General features: G+C 68.7%; 20 protein-coding genes and 1 pseudogene. 10 read left to right on the forward strand and 11 right to left on the reverse strand.

Annotated elements, in window-relative coordinates; genetic code table 11:
* Window positions 1–239 precede the first annotated feature (239 nt).
* Window positions 240–446 (reverse strand): hypothetical protein, encoded by a 207-nt coding sequence (locus tag ACH4SP_RS00550; RefSeq protein ID WP_398407970.1) that lies wholly within the window; start codon window positions 444–446, stop codon window positions 240–242.
* A gap of 339 nt (window positions 447–785) precedes the next feature.
* Window positions 786–1,112, reverse strand: coding sequence for a hypothetical protein (locus ACH4SP_RS00555; RefSeq protein ID WP_398407971.1), 327 nt, complete (start codon window positions 1,110–1,112; stop codon window positions 786–788).
* 238 nt (window positions 1,113–1,350) lie between these two features.
* On the opposite strand from ACH4SP_RS00555, the gene ACH4SP_RS00560 reads away from it, so the two are divergent.
* Window positions 1,351–2,529, forward strand: a complete 1,179-nt coding sequence (locus ACH4SP_RS00560; protein ID WP_398407972.1) for a hypothetical protein — start codon at window positions 1,351–1,353, stop codon at window positions 2,527–2,529.
* Between the two features lie 618 nt (window positions 2,530–3,147).
* Here the strand turns inward: ACH4SP_RS00560 and ACH4SP_RS00565 are convergent.
* Together ACH4SP_RS00565 and ACH4SP_RS00570 are read right to left on the reverse strand one after the other, a co-directional pair.
* The gene (locus ACH4SP_RS00565; protein WP_398407973.1) at window positions 3,148–3,684 is read right to left on the reverse strand and encodes a hypothetical protein; all 537 of its coding nucleotides are present in this window, start codon (window positions 3,682–3,684) and stop codon (window positions 3,148–3,150) included.
* A gap of 951 nt (window positions 3,685–4,635) precedes the next feature.
* Window positions 4,636–6,186, reverse strand: coding sequence for a hypothetical protein (locus tag ACH4SP_RS00570; protein WP_398407974.1), 1,551 nt, complete (start codon window positions 6,184–6,186; stop codon window positions 4,636–4,638).
* A gap of 124 nt (window positions 6,187–6,310) precedes the next feature.
* On the opposite strand from ACH4SP_RS00570, the gene ACH4SP_RS00575 reads away from it, so the two are divergent.
* From ACH4SP_RS00575 to ACH4SP_RS00595, 5 genes are all read left to right on the forward strand, one after another.
* The gene (locus ACH4SP_RS00575; protein WP_398407975.1) at window positions 6,311–6,532 is read left to right on the forward strand and encodes a hypothetical protein; all 222 of its coding nucleotides are present in this window, start codon (window positions 6,311–6,313) and stop codon (window positions 6,530–6,532) included.
* Window positions 6,533–6,725: 193 nt separating this feature from the next.
* Window positions 6,726–7,046, forward strand: coding sequence for a hypothetical protein (locus ACH4SP_RS00580; RefSeq protein ID WP_398407976.1), 321 nt, complete (start codon window positions 6,726–6,728; stop codon window positions 7,044–7,046).
* 480 nt (window positions 7,047–7,526) lie between these two features.
* Window positions 7,527–8,063, forward strand: coding sequence for a hypothetical protein (locus ACH4SP_RS00585; RefSeq protein WP_398407977.1), 537 nt, complete (start codon window positions 7,527–7,529; stop codon window positions 8,061–8,063).
* 208 nt (window positions 8,064–8,271) lie between these two features.
* Window positions 8,272–8,745: a hypothetical protein gene (locus ACH4SP_RS00590; protein ID WP_398407978.1), complete on the forward strand. Its 474-nt coding sequence runs from the start codon at window positions 8,272–8,274 to the stop codon at window positions 8,743–8,745.
* A 72-nt stretch (window positions 8,746–8,817) separates the two neighbouring features.
* Window positions 8,818–9,156, forward strand: a complete 339-nt coding sequence (locus ACH4SP_RS00595) for a VOC family protein (RefSeq protein ID WP_398407979.1) — start codon at window positions 8,818–8,820, stop codon at window positions 9,154–9,156.
* Between the two features lie 489 nt (window positions 9,157–9,645).
* Here the strand turns inward: ACH4SP_RS00595 and ACH4SP_RS00600 are convergent, their stop codons facing one another.
* From ACH4SP_RS00600 to ACH4SP_RS00615, 4 genes are all read right to left on the reverse strand, one after another.
* Complete coding sequence (locus ACH4SP_RS00600; RefSeq protein WP_398407980.1) at window positions 9,646–12,615, reverse strand: AAA family ATPase; 2,970 nt, start codon at window positions 12,613–12,615, stop codon at window positions 9,646–9,648.
* Window positions 12,616–13,117: 502 nt separating this feature from the next.
* Window positions 13,118–13,528, reverse strand: coding sequence for a hypothetical protein (locus ACH4SP_RS00605; RefSeq protein ID WP_398407981.1), 411 nt, complete (start codon window positions 13,526–13,528; stop codon window positions 13,118–13,120).
* A gap of 354 nt (window positions 13,529–13,882) precedes the next feature.
* A complete protein-coding gene (locus ACH4SP_RS00610) occupies window positions 13,883–14,071 on the reverse strand; it encodes a hypothetical protein (protein ID WP_398407982.1) in 189 nt (62 codons plus the stop codon).
* Window positions 14,072–14,700: 629 nt separating this feature from the next.
* Entirely contained in the window at window positions 14,701–15,513 is an 813-nt protein-coding gene (locus ACH4SP_RS00615) for a MerR family transcriptional regulator (RefSeq protein ID WP_398407983.1), read from the reverse strand.
* A gap of 147 nt (window positions 15,514–15,660) precedes the next feature.
* On the opposite strand from ACH4SP_RS00615, the gene ACH4SP_RS00620 reads away from it, so the two are divergent.
* A complete protein-coding gene (locus ACH4SP_RS00620; RefSeq protein ID WP_398407984.1) occupies window positions 15,661–16,575 on the forward strand; it encodes a hypothetical protein in 915 nt (304 codons plus the stop codon).
* 109 nt (window positions 16,576–16,684) lie between these two features.
* Here the strand turns inward: ACH4SP_RS00620 and ACH4SP_RS00625 are convergent, their stop codons facing one another.
* Window positions 16,685–18,592: a helix-turn-helix domain-containing protein gene (locus tag ACH4SP_RS00625; RefSeq protein WP_398407985.1), complete on the reverse strand. Its 1,908-nt coding sequence runs from the start codon at window positions 18,590–18,592 to the stop codon at window positions 16,685–16,687.
* Between the two features lie 218 nt (window positions 18,593–18,810).
* Here ACH4SP_RS00625 and ACH4SP_RS00630 point away from each other — a divergent pair, with 218 nt between their 5' ends.
* The 3 genes from ACH4SP_RS00630 to ACH4SP_RS00640 all read left to right on the forward strand — a co-directional run bounded on the left by ACH4SP_RS00630 (window position 18,811) and on the right by ACH4SP_RS00640 (window position 21,806).
* On the forward strand, window positions 18,811–19,917 hold the full coding sequence (locus ACH4SP_RS00630; RefSeq protein WP_398407986.1) for an ArsR/SmtB family transcription factor: 1,107 nt from the start codon (window positions 18,811–18,813) through the stop codon (window positions 19,915–19,917).
* Window positions 19,918–20,032: 115 nt separating this feature from the next.
* The gene (locus ACH4SP_RS00635) at window positions 20,033–20,692 is read left to right on the forward strand and encodes an RNA polymerase sigma factor (protein ID WP_398407987.1); all 660 of its coding nucleotides are present in this window, start codon (window positions 20,033–20,035) and stop codon (window positions 20,690–20,692) included.
* Between the two features lie 679 nt (window positions 20,693–21,371).
* Entirely contained in the window at window positions 21,372–21,806 is a 435-nt protein-coding gene (locus ACH4SP_RS00640) for a hypothetical protein (protein WP_398407988.1), read from the forward strand.
* Window positions 21,807–21,880: 74 nt separating this feature from the next.
* On the opposite strand, the gene ACH4SP_RS00645 is transcribed toward ACH4SP_RS00640, so the two are convergent.
* Together ACH4SP_RS00645 and ACH4SP_RS00650 are read right to left on the reverse strand one after the other, a co-directional pair.
* A complete protein-coding gene (locus tag ACH4SP_RS00645; RefSeq protein ID WP_398409450.1) occupies window positions 21,881–22,648 on the reverse strand; it encodes a serine/threonine-protein kinase in 768 nt (255 codons plus the stop codon).
* Between the two features lie 207 nt (window positions 22,649–22,855).
* A pseudogene (locus tag ACH4SP_RS00650) lies at window positions 22,856–23,524 on the reverse strand (SPFH domain-containing protein); the annotation flags it as partial.
* Window positions 23,525–23,748: the final 224 nt, after the last annotated feature.

A 23,748-nucleotide genomic window follows, 5' to 3' on the forward strand; every position in this document is an offset into this window, starting at 1 on the left:
GAAGGCGAAGGCCAACCAGGTCCGCTACAAGTCCGAGGTGTGGGAACGGCTCGTGCTGCCGAGGATCACCACGTCGACCCAGGTCGTGGACTTCGGCGCCGGCCACGGGGACTACGCCCGGCACCTGCGTGGCGAGGGCTACAAGGTTCAGGACTACGAGCCGTACCGCACCCTGAAGGGCAAGTACTCCCTCGACATCCGCACGATCGTCGGCCCAGATCCGCGCCGTCGAACGAGAACTACGGGAGCGGGGCCTGTACGAGGTCGTCGTTACCGCCCGTGGCCGGCCCTGAGGTCGGACCGACCGTAGTGATCACCGGGACGGCCTGGGCCGTACCGGCCGTGGCCGGCACTCCTCCGGTGGAGAGCACAAGCGCGGAGACGAGCACGGCCAGCTTGCGGCGCAACCCCTTCCAGGAACGGCGGTGCGGGGACGTGGAAGACACGGAGGACTCCGTTCTACCGGCCGCAGTCACGCACGAACCCTGGAACCCGACGGCATGCGGCGCATGGACCGGCGAAGAAGCGAGTACCGCCAAGCGGCCCACTGCCCGGAAGCGGCTGGCAGGGACGCTGATTGCCCGGCCCGCGACGGGACAGGTCATTCATACGCGCCCTGACGGACGCCCACGGAAGACCAGAGACGTAGCCCCCCACATCCGCGTGGATCACCCGGTGCGTCGAGACCCGACTCGCAACCCATAGAACACACCCCAGAGCCATGCCCAACAGGTCCTGCTCCTTCGCCGTACTCGCAGGTCAGACAGCGAAATTCCGCTGGAGCACTAGCCGGCCTTTCGGAACAAAGCGAAAAGATCATCCACACCCGTGATTCCCAGTAGCGTGAAAGCTGCTACGGCGATGCCGAATACCGTTGTCCAATAGGTTGCCCAGGAGATCTTTTCTCGGGCAACCTCTGTGTGCAAGTGCTCGCCGATCTTCCCAAACAGGACCACGGCACCGCCCCCCACGCCGATGATCACCGCACTCTTGAGCGGATCGTCGTGGGGCACTACCCCAGCGAACTTCATCTTGCCGAGCAGGACCAATCCTGCACCAGCACCCAAGCCCATCCAGACAAGAATCGCATTTTCGTTCTGACTGTCCGCCACAACTCCCCGTTTCCCCCGCCTAAGCGACGCCCTCATTCAGGCAATTACTTTGACGCTTCTGCTGCGAACTGAGTCTACGAGCAACCGAGATGACGGATATCACCTTCACACCACCTCGCCCTCGTGAGCCCTCACGCCCCTGGCGAGCGGCCACGACTGCGGAAAGCTGAGCAGCCGCAGAGACGCAGATGCTGCCGATCACGTTGGGTTCCGTCTTCGGCCGAACTACAAGCCCTCCATGGCGACCGCCACCGATCGCCGCCCTCACCTGGCTCTTTCCCCCGAGGCCTACGCGTCGTGGGTTCCCGACGATGCGGTACGCCGCCTCGCTGCGTACAAGCTGTTGGCCGCTTACGGCTCCAACCAAGCCGGCGAGCCGGCTGCCCTCACCGGCAACGAGACAACGTCCGAGGGTCGGGAGTTCGGTGTCCCGGCAGCATTCGTGGATACGGCCCTCGCGCACCTGCTGAGCCAGTCCCAGCAGATCATCGTGCTCGGTGCGGGGGCGCTCACCTTCACCCGCACGACCAGCTACGAACACAACGTAACGGTCACGGGATACTCCAAACCCGCGGTCAACCCACAGCGCAAAGCCATCCGGTGCGACGTCCGCACCAAGCACCTGACACAACGCCGCCAAATGACCATGGAATGCGACGGGTTCACCCCCGGTGTCTCAGGCAGCCCCTGGATTCAGAACTACGACCCGGTTGCCCGCACCGGCAGGGTGATCGGGAACCTCGGCGGCAACGGCGGAGGCGGCTCCTCCGACTGGCAGCCCTACGCACCCATATACGGACAGGACGCCCAGGACCTGTACAACGATGCCGTAGCCGGTCGCAAGGTCATACGTACCTCGCCCTACCAACCCCCGGCGGACAAGGGCGTGCTGCCCGGGAACGGTGAACTCTGGACTCACGCCCACCACCTGATCTCGGGCGACTTCTCCCAGACCGGGCACAGCGATCTCATCGTCGTCTGGTCCGACGGAGAAGTCACCCTCTTCCCTGGTGACGGCCAGGGAGATTTCCGCCCCGAACGACAAGGGTCCATCTGGGGCGCGTCGGTTCAAATCACCGCTGGGCGCTTCAACGCGACCACGTTCGTCACCGACCTGATCGTCCGCGGGAAGGACGGTGAACTGAGCCTCTACACCAACACCAGCTCTGGCACTCTCGGGCAGGAACACATGCTCCGCGCAGCCAGTCCCGAATGGGAACAAGCCCGGCTGCTCACCAGCGGCGAATTCTCCGGACAGTCCACATGGGAGCTCATGGTCTGCTGGGACAGCGGCCAAGTCGACCACGGCCTGACGGACGACGTGCTGGTCCGCTGGAAGGACGGCGAAACCAGCTTGTACGTCGACTCGGCGACCACACGGATCGGTACCGAGCACACCCTGGTTTCACCTCACTGAGACCAGCACTCCAGGGCGAAAGACCGAGGCTGATCGGCTCTTCACGAACGACGACTCCGGTGCATTCCCACCAGGAAGAGGGAATGCACCGGAGCCACACTGCCCTTGAGGGGCGAGAAAATACTGTTTACTGCTCGACCGTGAGAGCCCAGCGAACTGTAGGCGGCGCTGTAATTCGCACGGATGCCTCGCTACGCGGACGCTTCAACCGGATTTCGTTGTACGTGCTACTTACCTCGTGCCCTACACATTCCAGAGGAAAGCTGAGGCCAATGGGCTCAAGGGAAACGGTCAAGGTTCCCTTGCCCAAGCAGTTGACCTGAACCCCCAGCCGTCCAGCACCAACCTTCTTACTCAGAGGCAAGACGACGGTACCTTTCTGGGAAGCCACGCTCAGCAGAGACTTCCCACTGCTCACCTTAGGCGCCTTTGTGACAGTCTCACCGTCGACGTGCTCGGCTCGGGTGCTCGTGGGACTCCCCGACGGCTTCGGCGATGCCGAAGAAGGGACTGGCTTGGACGGTGGGTCATCACCGCTGCACCCGCTGAGGCTTACCAGTAGGACCACAGTCAGCAGGTTGAGCCCGCCACGCCGCGCGCATTGCACGCGAACTGGGCTCAGCTTTCCCATATGTACCAGCCCACCCGCTTCGGCGTGTAGCTGGTGACGGTCTTCTTCGGCGTGGCAGTGCAGTTGCTCTTGATGATGTAGCTAACGCCGGTGTTCTTGAGGCGGAAGACGCCGTACCTGCCGAATGTGGTCATCTTCGCCGGAGTGTCCACAGCAACGGAAACGCCCAGCTTCGCGCTCAACTTCGCCGACAGGTTCACGTCGTACTTGGCTTCGATCTTGCCGATCATTACGTCGATGCTGGTCGCCAACCCGCCCGTGACACTCACGCCCGCCTCACCGCTGGCCTCGGCGGTGAATGTACTTCTGGCGGTGCGCGAAGTCCTGTTGGTGACCGAATGTGTCGCGCCGAAGTACTTGATGTACTCCCCGCCCTTGCTGGTCGGGGTGTACACGCGATAGTCCGGCCCGCAGTACGGGCCGTCCGGCCGATCTTCTACAGGCGGCTTCCCGGTCCCCGGGGCGGGCGTCGGCTCCACAGGGTCGGGTGCCGGGTCTTCCAGGTCGGTCTCCTCAGGCTCCACAGGCGGAGCTGTGTGGACATCCGTCGGCTCTTGCGTCGGCTCCCCTGCCGGGTCCTCCGTCGAGGCAGCCACCGAAGCAGGAGCAGCGAAAGCGGCTGCTGGCACTGCGATTCCCCCCGCCAGTACGGCAAACATCACCGCCGCCACTTGCGAGTTCCGTCTGAAAGACGTTCCCATATGAATCACCCTCCCCTTGGACCCCTGGCTGAGGCCACGACGCAGAGACTATGCGTAATCCCTCGGGAACTTCAGGTGATCAGAGCGTTCTTGAGCAACATCTGAGGATCACAGGACGCAAAAACGGGCGAAGGCAACGGAATGCAGTGCTCCACTCCTACCAGTTGGACAGCCAGAGAACGTCGACCCACCATTGGCCATCTCATTTCCGCCACGACGAACTCCTGGAATTCAGCCAGAGATACCGCTTGAGCGTCACTACCGCCTTTCAGGTGCAGCCATTCAGAGCCGAGGGAAGGACTACTTGAACACGTGCGCCAGGTCAGCCGATAGAGCGTTCAGCAGCCCGGCGCATGCCCTTACCGCGAAGGCCCCGCGCGGACGCCCTCCTCCCTTGAGGTGGGCCGGTTCCCCGACACGACGTCGAGGGGTGGGGCCACCCTTGCGTGCGGGCCGCCGTCCCGGAATCGGATGACGACCTTGCAGGTCAAGAAGTATTCGAGGCGCGGTGTTACCCGCGTCCTGTGGCTCAGGACAGTGGTCATTGAGGGTCATGTGCCGACCCGGCCGGAGCTGACCGCCGGCACAGATCTGACGAACGCGATCGCGGCGATCGACGGCTGGTCCCTGTCGAACCAGGCGATCGAGACCCCGGACCTCGGCAGCACCTTCGAGTCGAAGATCCCCGGAACTGATCAGGCCGACGACTCGTCCCTCGGGTTCTACGAGGAGAAGGTCTCGGACGGCAGCCGCGCGGCGAGACCCGGTGAGGGGTCACATGCCTTCCGTCAGATCCTCCACTGCGTGCTGCGGGTACGCACGGGCGCGTTTTCCTTGGTACGAACGCACGTCGGCCCCGCGACCTGTTGCCGCGATCTGTTCGAGCAGCTCCGCGGCTGCCTGAACCGTCTTGGGCGAGGCGTGGAGAGTGTCGAGGAAGTCCAGCAGGGTCCTCATCGGTGCCGCGGCCATGTGTTCCGTCAGCGCGCGCCGTTGATGGTCAGGGAGCGCCATCAGATCGGCGGCAAAGGACTGCCCCAGACCTCTGGCGTGGATGTTCCTCATCAGGCGGCCCAGCGGGACTCGGACGAGGCGCTCGTCACCGCGGTGCGCGAGCTCCGCGAGGACGGCCACGACGAGATCGGGAGGACGGTAGTCGCCTGCGGCCGCCGACAGGCTCGGCACGACCGGTGCCCCTTCGTCGGACAGGAGCGCGATCACCTCCAACACCTCAGCGGCAGGTCGGTCCGCCTGCACGAGGCACACCAGGACGTCGTCCGATGCGGGCCAAGGCCCGCCGTGCCAGTGCCGATCCAGCACGGCCAGCTCGGGTACGGACCGGAACCGGGCGGCGCACCGGACGAGGTGAGATCTGAAGGAAGTCCAGAACGACTCCTGCACCATCGCGTCACCGATCTCCATGACAACGCTGAGGGATCGGGCCTGAGCGACGTCTCTGAGCAAGGACTCCCCCCTGGAACGCTCATGCGCGTCCCCGAGCCATTGCAGCACCACCACGATCTCCTCGGCCGGACGTGCCCACGCCACGTCGGCCAGTTCGCGGCCCAGCGTGCGTACGTCACCGCTGGACCTGAACTCCTCAAGGCGCTCCAGCAGCACCCTGATCGGCCCTCCGCCGTCCCGGCGCAGCTCGGCCAACTCCTCTTCCATGGCCAGTACTCGGTCCTCCAGGTCCCGGCAGCGAGTCTCCGCGTCCGCCCGCAGTGCGGACGTATCGGCCAGGTCGGCGCGAAGCTTCGTGATCTCGGCCAGGAGGGTGTCACGGGCGGTGGTGTGGTCGTCGAGCGCGGTGCGGAGCTCGACCTCGCGGTGGGTTGCGGCGGTCAGGTCCGCCGACCAGTCGCGGTGGAGGGAGTCGAGTTCGGCCCGTACGGTCAGGACCTCGGACTCGCGCTTCGCCAGCAGGTCGTGCAACGCCTCCTCCTGACGGGTCAGACGGACAATCGTGCGCTGGGAGCGCAGCATCTCCTGTCGGAGGCACTCCAGTTCGTACCCGGCAGGGTCGGTGGCCCGGAGGGCCGCCAGGCGTTGGCGGTGAACCTCGGCCTTCGCCTCCTGCTTGAGCGGGGCCCCGAGCTTGTGCTCCGCCTCGCGGACGAGGCGGCTGATGAAGTCCTCGGTGGCGACCCGGCGCCCGCGCAGGAAGCGGGAGACGGTGGAGGCGTCCAGAGTGACGCGAACCGCGTACGCCTCCTGTGAGACACCCAGTGTCTTGAACAGGCCTGTCAACGTGTTGCCGAGGGCCGCAACCTCCGGCACCTCGCCCCGCTCGGCCGCGGACGAACTCGCAGCTGAGCGGGCCATCTCCGGCATCCCGACCTCCCCCGTGCCTTGCATCCGTACTGGCAAGCCTTGCGGCTGTCGCAGCCTATCCGGCGCTGCCCACGCTGAAGTCGTCAATCAGCCGCTCCTGGAAGGAATCCGATCCATGGCCACTGTCTGGACCTCTGCTCTTATCGGCGCCCGGTGGGCCGCGCGGGTGCTCATCGTCGGGCTCGCGCTCATGCCCGTTGTCATCGTGACGCTCGCCTCCGTGCCCGCACTGCTGGTGCTGCCGTTCTCCCAGCGCCGCAACGCACAGGCCACCGCCATCGTGCGACAGCTGATCGCCTGGACTCGGGGGCTGCTGGTCACCAGCCGGGAGCGATGAGCCTTCTTGCCCACAAGCGGCGGAGGGTCAGGGATGGGGGCTCCCGGCTCGAAGTCGCCGAACCACGATGCTGCGATGAGGACGAGCCCAAGGACCAGGGCGGCCGGGCCGCGCTGCGTGCCCTCGCCGACAAGCTCGTAGCGCCCGTAAAAATTGCTGGTCACGGGTGCGGCCTGTGCAGGACCCTGAGCGTATGCCTCGACGTCTGATGTTCGTGCAGTTGAAGACTGGTTACGACACCGACCGCGGACCCTCGTGGATCGGGTGGGTGGACTTCTCGAAAACCTGGAGCACTGCGTACTTTCACGGCAGGACGCTGCGCCGTGCAGAGGGAATGCCCGATGCGAACTTCTACGACGTGCAGACCGACGAGGAGTTCTGGGTATCCGGGCCGAAGCGGGACCGCACCGACACCCGCTACGGCCCCTCCCACTCTGAAATCGAACCGGACGCCGTCGAGATCTATCACGCTTTCCTGGAGGGGGCGCCTCTGCCGGGCCGGGAGAACGGCTGACCCCGCACCCTCTCCGGGAAGGGCTTTTTCGCTTCTGCTTCCAGGGCGACGGCGGCGCGGTGGTCGCGCAGGCCGGTGGGGTGCTCCTGCTGGATGCCTTCCGCGAAGTCCGGGCGTAACACCCGGTTGGGGCCCGATGCTTCACTCCGTGTCTGTCGGCGTTCCGTTCTTGGGGGGTGCTGCGCAAACGGTGCTCTCGATCGACAACGGCACGCGCGAGCAGCGCTGTCCCACCGACGTGACTGTAGCCATTGGCAGGCCAGTTGACGGTCCACGAGAGTGGCGGGGGGGGTGGCCTGCATGACGATTAAGGAGACGGCGCGCAGACAACTGGGCCGGCGAAGTCGATATGGCCATGAGAAGACCTGAGTATCTCAATTTTGCCCGCCCGGGTGAATCTTGAAGTCGAAGAGTGTGGCCGAATGATGATTTCGGAAGGGGTAAGCGTGAAGTAGACACCTTGAGTCAGGAGTACTGCAAATGAAGCGCCCACACCGACTCCCCCTTGCGTTCGCCGCGATTCTCGGCATGGTCGCAACGGGCCCTGCGGCCACTGCGAGCGAAAAGTCCATGGACGAACCGCGTGCCTGCATCAGTCTGGGAACGAAGTTCTACGTCAAGCGAACTGGACGCGGCTACACCCCGGTGTCCACGGTCTATCGAGCTGGTCCCGCCGGCCCTGGCGGAGGGAGTGTGACGGGCAGCGCGAAGAAGGCAATCACAGTCAGCGCAAGTACAACCCTCGGCGGAGAACTTGCGGTGAAGTCGGTCGTCGCCGAAGCCAAGGCGAAATATGAGTCCACTTCAAGCCGAAGCTACACGTCCGAAATTCAGCTGAGTGTCACGCTGAAAGTTCGACCCGGCAGATATGGGCATATGCAGTATGTGGTTTGGGTCAACAAGCTCTCCGTGAGTAAAGAGCTCGCTTATGACAACTGTCCCAACAAGGTGGTAGCCACCGGGACGGCGCGAGTCCCCTTTGGTGAAGGTTGGCGGACCTGGGAGACAAGCCATTGAGTGGTGCCGGGGCCACGCCGCAGACTCACTCGTCTGCGAGTCCTTGAGCCGGAGGGGCTTCCGCCAATTCGTCACGCAGTGCGACTCTCAGGAGGTCACCCCCAATTTGGGGGACGCGAGAAGGGCGATCTCCCGTTGTTGTGGTGTGAGCGAGGCCGGGTCCAGGCCTGTGCCGTGCCCGACGGAAAGCCCGGTCGCCCGTGGTTCGTTGCTGACCCGGACTTCCCCCGGGGCCGGCCCGGAGCCGCTCGAAAACGTCGAGCGCGGCGCCGAGGTGTCCACGCGCCGCCATGGTGGATTTCATACGCCGCAGGCGTTCGCCGTAGGCGAGTGGGACCCGGGCCCGCTCGAACGGCCAGCGATCAGTGCCGGAGACGAAGAACACCTCTTCGAACAGATCGATCGCACTGTTGTCGTCCGCGGTCATCGCCGCGGACGCCTGCACGGCCGTGGCGAGCCTGTCCGAGATCGCAGCGACACCGACGCCGACGCCGCGTGCCGCCGCGACGTGAGCGACCGCCTCCGCGGTCCGTCCCGTGCGGAGCGCGGACTCGACGAGGTCCATGAGGACGAACAGGGCAGTGACGAACAGGGCAGTATCGTCCGCCGAACTGCTGACCGACTTCGAGCAGGCACTCCCTGGCTGACGGCGACCACGGCCCAGGCATCGCTGGTGCTCTGACCGCGTTGGTTCACCGGGTTGCCAGGTAGTGGTGAAAGGGTCGGTCGTCCCTCTGGCCCTACTGTGAGGCCCATGGAGCTGACAGCGAAGATGATCACGATTGACTGTGCGGAACCCCGGGAGCTCGCCGACTGGTGGGCGGTGGCCCTGGGGGCGGAAGTCGCCCAGGACTTCGGCGAGTTCGTCGTCCTCGCGGCCCGGCCCATCGCCTTGGGGTTCCAGCGTGTGCCCGAGGAGAAGCTGGGCAAGAACCGTGTCCATGTCGACTTCTCCTCTCCGGACCGTAGGGGCGATGCAGACCGGCTCGTGGAGATGGGGGCGAGGGTCGTCGGCGAGCACGCTGCGCCGGGGGGCCTTGCGTGGACCACCCTGCAGGACCCTGTCGGCAACGAGTTCTGCATCTCTGGCTGACCCTTCCGGGGCAGGACAGCGACTTGCGCGAGCGCGGGCCCTGCTCTGCCTCGCCGGACGCCGAGCCGACGTGCTCCTCGCGCTGCTTCGCGACGGCACCTTCTACGAACGCCACCCCGCCAGGTCAGGATGGATCGCCGAGCTCCCGCCGTGCTTCGGTCCACAGCCGCTCGAACTCCGCTGCGGAGATCCTGGCCGCCTCGGGCTGGGTCCTGCCAGCCGTCCATGGGGCCTTCGGTGAGAATGCCGTACTGCCGTTCACAGCGGCCCATCGCGGCGAGATCGGCATGATCACGCAAGATCACGCAAGTGCAGCAACAGCCCCTCGTCCTCGTCATAGGTGCGGAACCACGTCGTCATGCCGCCCTCCTGACCCACGGCCTTGACCAGAGAGACAGGGGCGCCCCCGCGTGCGCCATGCTTCAGCGGTTCCGTCGAAGACCGAGCCGTACACGGTCATACCTGTAACGGGCATCACGCAGTGGCTGCTCAGCCCGACGCGCTGGTCTCCGGCTCGATCAGGCCCTCTCGGTATGCGATGCCGACAGCCTCTGTGCGGCTCGCGGCACCCAGCTTGGCGAGGATGTTGGAGACGTGGACGCTTGCCGTCTTGCCGCTGATGTACAGCTCTTCGCCGATCTGACGGTTGGTGCGCCCCCGGCCGAGCAGCCGCAGTACCTCGCTCTCCCGGGCGGTCAGGTCGGCGATCCGTTCCCCGGCGGCCGGTGCGTCGGCGAGACGGCCGCGGCGTACCAAGGCGTCGAGCGCCTCCCGCAGCGGTACGGCGCCGAGCCGCACGGCCGTGTCCCGGGCCGCGTATGCCTGCTTAGCCGCCTCGTTCCGGCGGCCGGCGGCGAGCAGGGCCTCCGCAAGGCGCCTTCGGCACCGGGCGAGTTCGTAGGGCTCGCCGTAGCCGAACGCGGTCACGGCCCGCTCCCAGGCGGCGACGTCCGGGCCGGTGGCGGCGCGCACCCCCTCGGCCTCGGCGCGGGCCAGCCAGGCCAGGCCCTCGGGTCCCAGCTCGGAGCCGTCCACGTGGGCCGCCGTGGTCCGGGCCAGCTCCACGAGCTCGGCCGCGGTGTCCGTCCAGCGGCCGGTGCTCGGCACGTCACCGGCCAGGCGGGACTCCTCCGCCGCGTCCGCGACGGCCGACAGGCCGAGCGCGGCCAGCCGGACCAAGGCGTCGGGCCCGTCGGGCACGCCCTCCGTGAGTACGTCGACCGCCGAACGCAACTGCCGTACGCAGTCCTCGGCGTCACCACGCAGCGCCGCGGCGTCGATGAGCACGATGCTCGCGACGAGCGAGGCCATCCAGTCAGGGGGGCCGTCGAGCAGTGCGCGGGAGCCGTCGACCGCCGCGCCGAACTCGCCGCGCGCCAGGGCGACGTACAGCGCGGGTGCGGTCGCGAACCGGGACGTGGCCGTGAGCAGGGCGACGTCGGCGGCGGCCGTTCGCACGCACTCGTCCCAGCGGCCCAGCGTGTAGAGCAGCACGCACTGCAGGTAGTGCAACTCCACGGCGTACGGCGAGGAGAGGAGCCCGGCCCGGCGGGCGCGGTCGAGTCCCTCGCCGACCCAGGACAGGCACTGGTCCATTTCGCCGAATTCGTAGCAACCGAGCGCCAGGTTGTACAGCGCCCGCATCTCCACCTGGAGGTTCCCGGCGGTGCGGGCCAGCTCACGGGCTTCGCGGAGGCGTTCCTGACCTTGCGGGGTACGGCGGTTGTGCGCTTCGAGAGCGATCAGCGAGATCACCAGATCGGCCCGGGCGTCAGCCAGCCCGAGCCGCTCGGCGATGTCCAGGGCCTGCCGGGCGACGCGTTCGGCGTCCTCGTCGCGGCCCACGGAACGGGCGGCCACGACGTGGGTCGCGGCCGCCCACACCCAGGTGTGCGACGGCGGCTCGGCCGGGATCAGCCCGAGTGCCTCGCTGCTGTACGCGAACGCGGCCTCCAGATTGTCGATCCGGATCAGGTTGCCCGCGAGGGTGTAGCGCACCCGGGCGGCGAGTTCGGAGTCGGCGTCCGAGCCCGCCCGCGCGAGCGCGGAGCGGGTGAGCTGGACCGCGCGGTGGGGGTCCCCGGCGTGTGCGGCGGCGGCCGAGGCGCGCAGGGTGAGCGTGACCGGGTCGCTGTGCTCGGGGTGCGCGGACGCGTCCACCACGGCCAGAAGTTCGAGTGCGGCCTCCAGATGGCGCAGTTCCTCGGCGGGTGCGCGCAGGTGCTGGGCGTGGTCGGCGGCTTCGAGGGAGGCTGCCAGCGCGTCGACCAGGTCGTGGCTCGCGCGCGAGTGATGGGCCCGTTCCGCCGCGCTGCTCGCCGAACGGCCATCGCCGGCGAGGATCGCAGCGAACACTCCGTGCAGTCTGGCCCGTTCGCCGGGCAACAGATCCGCGTACACGGCCTCTCGGGTGAGGGCGTGCCGGAAGGAGTACGTCGCCGCGTCGTCGGTCACCAGCAGTTGGTGACCGACTGCCTCGCGCAGCGCCGATTCCAGCTCCTCCTGCGGCAGTTGCACGGCGTCGCGCAGCAGGTCGTGCCCGACCCGCCGCCCCGCCACAGCCGCCGTGCGCAGGACCTGCTGGGCAGTCTCGGTCAGCTGCTCGATCCGGATGAGCAGGACGTCGGCCAGGCCGCTGGGCATGGCCGAGTCCGCTTCCTCGTCGTCCTCGGGCAGCGCGGCGAGCAGCTCCTCCGCGTAGAAGGCGTTTCCCTCGGCGCGCTCGACGATGCGGCGGACCGCACTGTCGGAGACGGGGCCCGTGCGTTGCGCGTACACGAGCCGGGCCACGTCGGCGTCGGCCAGCGGGCGCAGTTCCAGGCGGTCGACGGCGGGCAGCCTGACCAGCTCGGCGAGCAGGGGCCGCAGCGGGTGACGGCGGTGCAGGTCGTCCGCGCGGTACGAGGCGAAGACCGCGAGCCGGTGGGGCGGGCCGCCCGGCGTGGGCCGTTGCAGGACACCCCGGCTGAGGAGAAAGCGGAGCAGGTCGCGGGACGACTGGTCCGCCCAGTGGAGATCCTCGATGACGAGGAGGAGCGGAGTCAGGACCGCCAGGTCGGCGAGGAGTCCGGCGATCCCCTCGAAGAGCTGGAGGCGGCCACCGGCGTCGGGTACGGGACCTGCCCCCGCTGCGGTGCCCACCAGGCGTTCCACCGCGGGGTACGCGGCGAAGGCCGGGGCGAGCCGTTCGTCGGCGGCTGCTGCGCCGAGGATCTCCGTGAACGGGAGGTAGGGCAGGCCGACGTCCCCGAGGTCCACGCAGTGGCCGGTCAGTACGGTCATGCCCGTGGTGGCGGCGCGCGCCGCCACCACGGTCAACGTGCGGGTCTTGCCGACGCCGGCGTCCCCGGCCACGAGGACGACGCGCGGGTCGCCGGCCACGGCCCGCTCCAGCACGCCAGTGAGACGGGTGAGTTCGTTTGCCCGGCCGACGAACGGTGTATCGATTATCTGGACCACAGGTCCATCCAAGCACGCCGTACCGGTGCCCCCTTCTCGGCAAAATGGGGCAAAAACCGCTGGCGGCACTCGGTCTGGGCGTGATCAGCCCCACCGGGTACGAGACAGCCCACCATGCCGAGGCACACCGCGAGCATCAACCCATGCCGGCAGCACGGTCAGCAGGTCGAGCGGCCTGACGCGCCACGCGTCGGCCAGGGCGTTCTCGGCCGCCTGGTCACCCGGCTCGCACTCGTGGCCGGGTTCGTGACGAGTGTCGTGGCTGCGGGCGCAGGCACCGTTCCACGCCACCGTCCGCGAACGGACACCAACGGGCCTGTGGTGCCGGTCACTTGAACCAGCGGGCGTGAGCGTGTGGGCGCGTGACCCGGGCATCGACGCCGGTACGGACGTCACCTCCTTCGACCCGTCGGGTGGGAGAGGCCAACGTCAGCAGGGCCCGTACGGGCCCTGCCTGCCCCGCCCCGTGACGGCGCGTTGTCCGCTCCGGGCGGCGCCGTCCCTACGTTGCGTCGGCACCGCCGTCCTCGATGGCATCCGGGACGACCGCCTTCACGTCCTCGGTCACGGTGGCGGCGGAGAACTGCCGGGAGCCGGGCCAGGATGCCGTGGCCCGCACCGGAGTGGGCGCATCCGCGGAGTCGTCCACGGCCACCTCGCAGGCGAAGGCCCCGTCTCCCACGCGGGTGCGCGAAGTGCAGGTACGGGTGGTCCGGTCGCTGAACTGCACCTTGACGGACACCGCCACGCCCTCGATGCCGGGCGAGGCCGCCCCGCTGCCCGCCTTGAGGAATCCGGTGAGGTCGACCCGCCCGTCCAGTACCTGCCACTCCGCCCGGAACTCGCGGAACGAGGACGCGCGGACCTCGTCCGGGGCGCCCAGGGCCACGGCATGGGACTCGCTACCGGACATGATCACCGCCGAAGGCACCGGAGACAGGGGCGCGGCCGAGGCCGGGAGGGCGAACGCGCCACAGGGAACGGCGGCAGCCGAAGCCAGAACAAGTAGCAGCACGCGCCGGGGAGTTGAACTGTGGGAACGCACGGTGGTCTCGTTTCGGTAGGAGGCCCCGAGCGGGCCCCGTGCCCTACACCCATGTCCCTCACAACCCGCCACCAGCACATCACCGTGCAGCATTCGCCCCGATGGACGCACGGCAGACCCGGCACGTGCTTGACCTCGCCGCGTGGCCACTGCCCCGTCCCCGGTCTGCCCGCACCCTGTAAAAGGGTTGCCTCTAGGGGTAGTTGAAGGTGTTCGTGATGGTCATGCCGCAGCTCTGTGGGCGTCGATCATTGCGCCGACGGTCAGCAGCACGGCTGGGAGAGCCAGGAGCAGGAAGGCCATCGCCCAGCCCGTCCTCGCCGTCGTCTTCTTCGCGACCTTCCTGCAGAGCAGGATCGCAGGCACCAGGTAGAGGAACCCCGCGCAGAAGAAGACGTACAGAAAGCCCATGAAGAAGGTTCCTATGTTGTGCGCGCTGGAAGGGGGGCGTGCCGTGTCCGGCACCATGCCGTGGCCCTAGGGAGAACGAACTCAAGCATGGGGCCAGTACCTTCATCAACTCCCTGCTTCGGCTCCCTTCAGCGCTCTTCCCATACCCGCTGATCAGGCACCTTTTGCAGGCCTTTACCCTGAAGGCATGCATCGGGGACTTTTGAAACTTAACAACGCAGTCGGCCTTCTGACCATCGGCCTCGCACTCCTGGTACTGAGCTTTGTGCTTCCTTCCGGGTTCGTTCAGGGCGCCGCCTGCGGCGCGGGCCTCGTGCTGGCTCTGATCGCGGCAGCCCGCATGGGGCGAGGTGCGGAGCACCCGGCGGAACGTACGTGAGCGGAACGGCGGCCCCGTAACCGCCCGCGCCACCGACCGGCTCATGACGGCGGCCCGCGCCCCTGCTCGACAGGGGTGCGGGCCGCGCGGGTGCATCAGGCCGGGGTGACCGGCTCGGGATCAGGCCGGGGTGACCGGCTCGTGGATCAGGCTGGGGTGACCGGCTCGTGGATCAGGCCGGAGTGACCGGCTCGTGGATCAGGCCGGGGTGACCGGCTCGTGGATCAGGCCGGGGTGACCGGCTCGTGGATCAGGCCGGGGTGATCGGTTCCTGGAGTTCCGTCACCCAGTCGTTCCGGTCCTCCGGGCACTCCAGGTTGATCTCCCGGGGGTAGCCGGTCGAGCGGTAGTTGTTGGTGTCGATCCACTGGCCCAGGGTCTGGACCGCCGGCAGGATCGTCTCCATCGAGCCGCGGTGCACGATCGTCGCCGCCGACTCGACCGGCGGCAGGTCCAGGACGCGCAGCGTGCCGTCGTCCCGTACCGGAGCCGCGACCTGCACCCCGGCGTGGACGAGGATGCCGCCCTCGGGGGTGTCCTCGTAGTAGGCGATGCCGGGGCCGCTCGGCACGATGCCCGCCTCTTCGAGACGCTTGAGCAGTTCGACGTACAGCGGCTGGATGGTCGGTCCGATGGTGTCGAAGTCCGGTGCGACACCGGTGAGTTCGGCGACCCGGACGCTCGGCAGGCTCTTCATCACGACGTCATTCGCGGGCATGTGCCCCTCGCTCTCGATCGACCGGAGCCTCGCCTCGACCTGGGCCAGCCGGGTCGCCGCCGCCGTCATGGCCGTTTCCAGTTCGGCCTGGCGCAGCCGCAGCATGGCGCGCAGTTCCTCGGTGCCGACCTTCTCGTCCAGGATCTGCTGGACCTGCGAGAGGGTGAAGCCGAGGTCCTTGAGCGCGATGACGCGGTTGAGGCGGGCGAGCTGGGCCGCGGTGTAGTGGCGGTAGCCGGTGCTGGGGTCGACCCGGGCGGGGCGCAGCAGTCCGGTGGCGTCGTAGTGACGCAGCATGCGGACCGATACGCGGCCGAGCCGGGCGAAGTCTCCGATGGTGAACATGATGGCTCCGAGTTGAGTGCCTCACACCGTGTCAGGGTCAAGCCCCCGATTTCACCATGCCCCGGTGTTTCGGCCCCGCCCGGAACACCTTTCCGGCGACTGTCCGCCTCCGGCACGCTGCTGTGCACGGGAGGAACGGAGGACGCCGTGCACGGGGGTTTCGAGAGGAAGGCCGTCGGGCGCAGGGCGACGGCCGCCGCGTGGGGGAGCCTGCTCCTCGCCATGACGGCGACGGCATGCGGGGCGGGCACGGGTGACGGCCCGGCGGACAGGCCCCGTGAACCGACGGCCGCCGAGACGGCGCTCCTGGACCGGGCTCAGGAGGAACTGGTCCGGCGGTGCATGAAGAAGCTGGGGTTCCGCTACTGGCCCGCGCCTCCCTCGGAGCCGGACGAGTTGAAGGACTTCCCCCTCGTCGTCGACGACATGGCGTGGGCCCGCAGACACGGCTACGGCGGCGACCTTCAGCAGCGGGCGGAGAAGGAGAGGAGGAACGATCCCAACGTGGCCTATGTGCAAGGGTTCTCGGCCGCACGGCAACAGGCCTACTCCGTCGCCAGGACCGGTGACGGCAGCAGGAGCCTGGAGGTGACCGCTCCGAACGGACAGGACGTCGGCCAGGACAGTACGGGCTGCATCGCGGAGGCCGAAGGGACGCTCTACGGCGACTTCCGCGCATGGTTCCGCGTCAGCGTGATCACCGACAACCTTCCCGACCACAGCGTCGACGTCCGGCGGGACGCACGCTTCCGGAGAGCTGTCGAGGAGTGGTCCGCGTGCATGGCGAAACAGGGTCACCCGTACAAGAGCCCGTCCCACCTGCAGAAGGAGCTGGCGAAGCTCACCGGCGGCCGGAGCCGGGACGAGGCACACCGGACAGAGGTGCTGTTGGCGACCGCGGAAGCCTCTTGCGCCCGCAGCACGCCGCTGGCGGCCACGGTGCGTTCGCTGACCCGGAACCACGACAGAGCCGTACGCGAGAAGTACGGCAGCGACATCGACGCCAAGCGCCGGATGCAACTGGCGGCGCTGACACGTGCCCGGGAGATCACCGGCAACTGACCATGGCGGAGCGCGGCGACGTGCGCGAGGTCAACCTGCTGGGCAAGAACTGCGAGGAGTGGGTCAAGAGCTGCTGATCTCCGGGGTCTCCCGGGCTCTCCCGGGGTGTTCACTCCGCGCGGTGCTCGATCAGCACCGGTTCCTCGCCGATGCTGATCCGCTCGCCGGGCCGGGCGCGTACCGTACTGCCGTCCATGTGGCGCAGGCGGTACGCGTCCTTGTCCAGTGGCACCTCGGCCCGGCCCAGTTCCGACCAGCGCACGGTGAACACCTCGCCGTCCCGCCCCTCCCCATCCTGCCCGTCCCGCCCGTCCCGTTCAAAGCGGCAGGAGTACATTCCCGGCGGCAGGCCCATCCTCGGGCCCCTCCCGCAGGCGGTGATCCTGGCTCCCTCCAGCCACGCCGCGAGCCGTCCGACGCGCTTTCCTGGCTCCGCCGGCGGGCCGCCCACCGGCTGGACGACGATCGGCACACCGGTGTTGCCCCAGTTGTAGAAGTACATCCGCCGCATGCCGGAGTGCCCGCTGTAGAGCCCGGCGAGATAGAAGCGCACCGCGTAGTCGCGGGCGTGACGGGCGTCGAGCGGCGGCGTCGAGCCGATGTCCCAGTCCGGGCCCGTGTTCCACAGGTCGATGTCGCTCACGTTCTCCTCGTGGAGGAGGTTGCGCACGCTCCGGGAGAGCTCGATGATCTCCTCCGGCCGGCCGTCCCCCTTGCGCGGGGGCATCTTCAGCGCGGCCGCGTCGCAGTGCTCGTACGCGCCCGTCCGGGCGAACTTCCGCAGCCTCTCCCGGCCTTCGGCCGTCCACAGATAACCGAAGGACGGGCAGGCCAACCGCGCCTTCGGGGCGATGCTGCGGATGATCCGCGAGGCGCGCTCGACCATCTCGGCGAGTGTTTCGAGGCTCCCCGTGTAGATCAGCGGGTGGCTGGGGTAGTCCCACAGCTCGTACGACTCGATGCGGTCGCGGTAGCGCGTGACGAGCTTTCGCACGAAGCGGTCCCAGACCCTCAGGTCGTCCGGGGGTGAGGCCGTCGAATCGGCGTAGGCGGACCTCCGGCCGTCCGGGGCGGCCCACCGGGGCGTGCCGCCGAGGGTGTAAAGGACCGGCACCCGGTCCCGTTCGGCGGCCCGGACCAGGCGTTCAAGGATCGTCCAGTCGAATGTGTTCGGGGCGGTTTCGATGGTGCCCCAGCGGGTGTTGCTGTTCCACAGCCGTGCGGATCCGGTACGGAAGTCGGGCATGAGGCCCGTGTCGCTGTTGATCGTCATGCCGATGAACTCGGGTTCGATCCTGCGCGGGGCCTCGCTCCACTCCGGCCCCTCGGGGCGCTGCGCGCCGTCGGCATCGCTATCGGCGTCGGTGTCGTTGTCGTTGTCGGTCCCGTCTCCCCCGGTGTTCGCCGTGCTGGTGCCGGGGACCGTTCCGGCCTCGTCGCGGCCCCGATCGCCTTCGTACGAGGTGGTGCTCGCGGCCGCGGTGAGGAAGAGGGCGACCAGCAGGGCGGCCGGGCGCAGCCACATGTACAGGCGTAGCGGCAGCCGGGCGCCGAGCTCGCGCCTGCCGCCCGTGCCGGCGTCGTCGCGGCGGGCTTCCGGCGGGGGTGCGGGCGGAGGGGATGCGGGCGGAGGGGGTGCGAGCGGAGGGGGTGCGGGCGGGGGCGGTGTGTGCGGCGGGGGTGTGTGCGGCGGCGGTTCGGTCGCCTCCACCACCGCTGCCGGCTCCCCCGCGTCCCCGGCGGTCTCCCGCCACCACGCGCGGTAGAGCCGGTCCAGCTCCGCCGGGCTCGCGCCGCTCACGCGGGCCACCCGTTCGACCGCGCCGAACGTCCCCGGGACGGTGGTGCCCTGGCAGTAGCGGTGGAGGGTGGACCGGCTGAGTCCCGTGCGATGGGCCAGCGCCGAATAGCTGCGCCCACTGCGCCGCTTCAGTTCCTCCAGCAGTTCCGCCAATTCCGACGGCGCCGGCTGCCCCGGCTGACCCTGCTGTCCCGTCGTCCTGTCGTCGGACGGCATCGCATCCCCCGATTCATCGCCTCCGGTCCCTGGGACGGGCGTACCGACCGTCCCACCACTGCGAAAAGCCGCAGTTGGTGCCCGTACCGCCGTCCCACTGTCCCATTTCCCCGTTTCTTCTTGCTTTGGAACCAGCCAGGAGAACAGGGTCACAGGGACACCGTTCATATAACGGGGGGAGCGGTGTCCCCATGCTTGGCACATCGGGAGACAGCACCATGCAAGACGGCAACATGCTGCGCATTCACTTCACCGCGGGCGACATCGCCCGTACGCGGGTCGCCGACGGGCCCGACCCCTTCTGGGAGTCCGTACTCAGTCTGCACCAGGTGTGGGAGAGGCACCCTGAGCCCGACCTGGCCGACTGGCGGAAGCACGTCACCCGGAACGCGCAGGCGCCGCTGCGCCTGCTGCTGCCGCTCGTTCCCGCCCGCGGCTACTTCCCTGACTTCCTCACACCCGCCGCGAGCGCCGAGGGCTTCGAAGCGGGCCTGGACGCCCTGTTGTCCACGCCCCGGTGCGAACTGCGCGCCCAGATCGGCCGGTTGGCGACGAACGGCGCCCCTCCCGGCGGATGGGCGCGCTCTGTCGCCGAGGGCACGGCACCCGCGCTCCAGCAGCTCGGTGAAGCGCTGCGCGACTACCAGCGCATCGCGTTCGGCCCGTCGTGGCAGCGCGTCCGCGCACGGACCGAGTCCGACCGCACCTGGCGCGCCCGCACCCAGTGGTACAGCGGTACGGACGCCATGCTCCGCACCTTCGGCCCCGGCATCCGCTGGTGTCCGCCCGTGCTGGAGGCCGACTACCCGGTGGACAAGGACATCCACCTGGACGGGCGCGGGCTGCTGCTGATCCCGTCGTACTTCTGCCGCGAGAAGCCGGTCGCGCTGGCGGACCCGTCCCTGCCGCCGACACTCGTCTATCCCGCCGCTGCCGGCTGTCCCGTCCCTCCGGGCCATGCGGGTCATGCGGGTCATGCGGGCCGTCCCAGCCATCCGGGCCCTCACCTCGCGCGCCTCCTCGGGCACACCAGGGCCGCGGTCCTCCAGACCCTCGGCGGCGACTGCACCACCAGTGAACTGGCCCTGCGCGCCGGGGTTTCCCTCTCCTCCGCCAGCGAACACGCCGCCGTCCTGCGCGACGCCGGCCTGGTCTCCAGCACCCGGCAGCGCAACGCCGTACGCCACTCGCTCACCCCCATGGGCCTCGCCCTCCTCGACGGCGGAACCGGCGGAACCCGCGGAACCCGCGGAACCCGCGGAACCCGCGGAACCCGCAGAAGTCGACCCACAGGTCGGACTTCCCTCCGTCCAAAAGAATCATGAAAGAGATTCCCCGCCCCGGATGCGATCCGGCGGCCCGGACACTCTTTCAGGGCGTTGGCAGAGCGGAGCGAGCCCGCCGGGTCAGGAACAGGCTCGCGTGCGATCGAGGAGCACGATGGCTCAGCAGGATGGCAAACCCGCCAAAACCCCGGGGTTGCTCAAGTACTTCCGACCAGAACTGTTCACCCCCCGCCGCGGGGTACTCAACGCGATCGGCGGCACCGGAGAGGAGGGAATGCTCCCCCGGGCCGTCAGGCAGTGGCACTACGCACTCGATGCGAGCGGCCCCGGGTACTACGCGCTGAAGCAGCGGCTGACCAAGGAGCACGCCGAGGACATCTGGCAGACCGTGCTCCTCGGCGTGTGGCGGCACCTGTTGAGCCACGGGCCGGTGGAGTCCATCGGCGGATTCGTGGCCACGTCCGTCAGGAACGAGACCGTGCGGTACATCGGGAAGATGCGCGCGAACACGCAGACCCTCGTGGGTCAGGTCCCCGAGTTCGAGGCCACGGACGACTCGCACGTCCCGGACAACCTGGCCGACCTGCACCACCGCGCCCTCGAACTCGCGAAGGACCTGGACGGACTCGTACCGCCCGAGCAGGCGGAGGCCCTGATCCTCACCGACGCGTACCGCCTCGACTCCAAGCTCGTGGCCGAGATGACGAACACCTCTCACACGGTGGTGCGCAACCGCGCCAGCAGGGCACGGAAGGAGCTGCGGAAGCCGCTCGTGGAGAAGCAGTTGCACACGCGGCTCGGGATGACGGACTGACGCCCGGAATGCCTTCTACGGTCCGTGTCCGTACGACCCGCCGCGTACGGACGCGGCCCCGAGTGGGCCGTCCGACAACAGGCCCTGTGCGCAGAGCACTGCGCACTCCCGAAAAGAAGGAAGCTGGTTCCACATGAACGACGAGTCTGGGGGGGTCATGCACCACACGGGGCGGTGGGTAATCGCATTTCTGGCCGCGTTTTGGGGGGCGGTCTACCGGTTGTACGACCGGACACTGATTGCCGTGCTGTCCTGGATGCCCGTTCGGGCGGACCGGGACCTCACAGGGCGGCGGCGCTCACAGGGGGAGAGCGCCGCCGCCCGGTCCGCGCACAGCGGGGCACGGTCGCTCGACCCACGGGAAGCATGAGCGGATCGCGGACGTCCGATCGGCTCGGCCCGCCTGTCAGGGGCCGAGCAGGTACGGGTGAACCGCGCAGCACCGCTGCCTTCCGATCAGCGGCAGGGGTGCGAATGAGGTGAGAGACACATCATGGGCCTGCCCTTACGGGGGGATGACAGGCGTGTGACGGGGGTCATTGAGAGAGCCGGGCGTCTCCGATGCAAAGGGGGCGCCCGGCTCCTCTTCTTAGGGGACGGCGCAACACCGCGCTGTCGCCGCGAAGTTCGAGTGCGGCCCGGCTTCGCCGCATCCCGGCAGTCCCCCTGGAGGAGTCCCATGAACACCCCGCCCGAGCCGTCCGCGAACCGCCAGGCCGACATCGTCGAGGGCGACACCGCCCAGGCAGGCGCCACCCAGGCCGACACCGTCCGGGCCGACACCGTCCGGGCCGACACCGTCCGGGCCGACGAGGCCGTCGAGATCGACGCCCTTCTCGCCGAGGCGCGGCACGAACTCGGCCGCCGCGACGCGGAGTTGCGGACCGCCCGCCGCGAGCTCCGCCGACTGCGCCGGGCCCGCCGGGCCGAGACGTACCGCCGCGTCGTACGGAACACTCAGGTGCCGTTCCGGATCGGCTGTGCCGTGCTCGGGACCCTGGCCTTCCTCACCGGCATCGTGATGCTCACCCAGGACCACCCGCAGGCGGCCGACATGCTCAGCGCCGCCGGGGCGTTCTGGGCCCTCGCCGTGATGCTCCGCGCACCCCGGTAGCACTCCGGGGGCGTTCCGGTCACGGTTCCGGTCGCGGTTCCGCTCGCGCCCCGGCGGCGGTCCGGCACCCGCCTCTAGACGGTGGGCGCGCTGTGCAGATCGACCATGGTGCGGACCGGGGGCGGCAGCCAGTCGCCGGACGGCCGATGTGTCTCGGTCAGCTGCTCCAGCACCTCCGAACAGGTCGGCCGCCGGGCGGGGTCGTGGGTGAGGCACCGGGTGATGACGTGGACGAGGTTCGCGGGCAGCAGGGCGAGGGCCGACTCCAGGCTCTCGCCTTCCGGGAGGGGCACGGCTCCCGCCGCGTGGCACAGGACCATCCCGTAGGCGTAGAGGTCGGCGGCAGAGGTGCACGCCGCGCCGGCGAGCTGCTCCGGAGCGAGGAATCCCTGTGTGCCGACCACGACGTTGGTACTGGTCAGCGATGTGCTGTCAAAGGCGCGCGCGATACCGAAGTCGATGACTCGCGGGCCCGTGGTGGAGACGATGATGTTGCTGGGCTTCAGGTCCCGATGGACGATGCCGCAGGTGTGGATGCCTTCGAGCGCCTCTGCGACGCCAAGTGCCAGTGCGTACAGGGTTCTTGGTGGCATCGCTCCGTGCAGCCCCAGAACCTCGTGCAGCGAGGGGCCCGGGATGTACTCGGTCACGAACCACGGGTGCTCGGCGTCGGCATCGGCGTCCACCACGGCCGCGGTGTGAAAGCCGCCGACGCGGCGGGCGGCCTCGATCTCACGGGCGAACCGCTGCCGGAAGGTGGAGTCTGCCGCGAACGCCGCATGGATGACCTTGACCGCGACCATGCGCTCGCCGGGCGAGCGTCCGAGGAACACGGTGCCCATCCCGCCCTGCCCGAGCCTCGCCGTCAGGTTGTACCGGCCGATACGGCGGGGGTCGCCCGCCCGCAGGGCCTCGTGCCTCAGCCGCGGGGCCACCGGCGTGGACTGCGCCGGCACGGACGGCGTCAGCCTGGACGGCGTCGACGCGGACGGCGTCGGTGTGCCGGGCGCCGATCCGTTCTCAGGAGCCGGTCCGGTCCGCTGCCCGAGGATCGCGGCCACGTCCCGGTCGGTCTCCGCCTTCGTCAGCGCCGCTCTTCGCTCGCCCTCCGCGACGAGGATGGCGGACTGCCGGACGCCCTCGGCGTGGAGGATCGCGGCGCGCTTGTCGCGGTCGGCGCGCATCTGCTTCTCCATCGAGTCCTGGATGGAGGTCGGTGGCTCGATCGCCTTGAGCTCGACGCGGTTGACGCGGATGCCCCACTGGCCCGACACCTCGTCGAGCGCCCGGTCCAGGTCCGCGTTGGTCTGCGCACGAGAGGTCATGGTCCGCTCCAGGTCCATGCTTCCGACGAGGATGCGGAGCGTGGTGATGACTCGCTGCTCGATGGCCTGGATGTAGCTGGCGACCTCGTACGTCGCGGCGCGGGGGTCGGTCACCTGGTAGTAGATGACGGTGTCGATGTTGACCACCACGTTGTCCCGGGTGAACACCGGCTGGGGCGGGAACGGAACGACCTGTTCCCGGAGGTCGATCCGATGGCGGACCGAGTCGGCGAACGGGACGACGGTGTTCACCCCGGCGGTCAGGGTGCGGGAGTAGCGGCCGAACCGCTCGACGATTTCCACGTGCATCTCCGGGACCACGCGCACCGCCTTGACCAGAGCGGCCACTACGAGAAGCCCCAGCACGATCGTCACAATGAGCACGGGTGACACAGCGTCCCCTTCCCCTCCCGGTCACGCCGGCGCCTGTACCGGACAGCCCGCGCCGGAGTCTTCCAGACTTCCCTCCAGGAGGGTCCCCCTTTCCCGGGTCCCCTTTCCCGGGTCCCTCTTTCCCCTACGCGAGGCCAAGGAGGCATCCGCGGTGGGTGGTGGCCCTCGCCGTCCGGGCCTGGGCGGCACGCCGGGCGGTCTCGTAACGCGTCCCCTGGTTCGGC

The sequence above is a fragment of the Streptomyces sp. NPDC021093 genome, from assembly GCF_044333135.1.
In the GTDB taxonomy this organism is placed as follows: Bacteria; Actinomycetota; Actinomycetes; order Streptomycetales; family Streptomycetaceae; genus Streptomyces.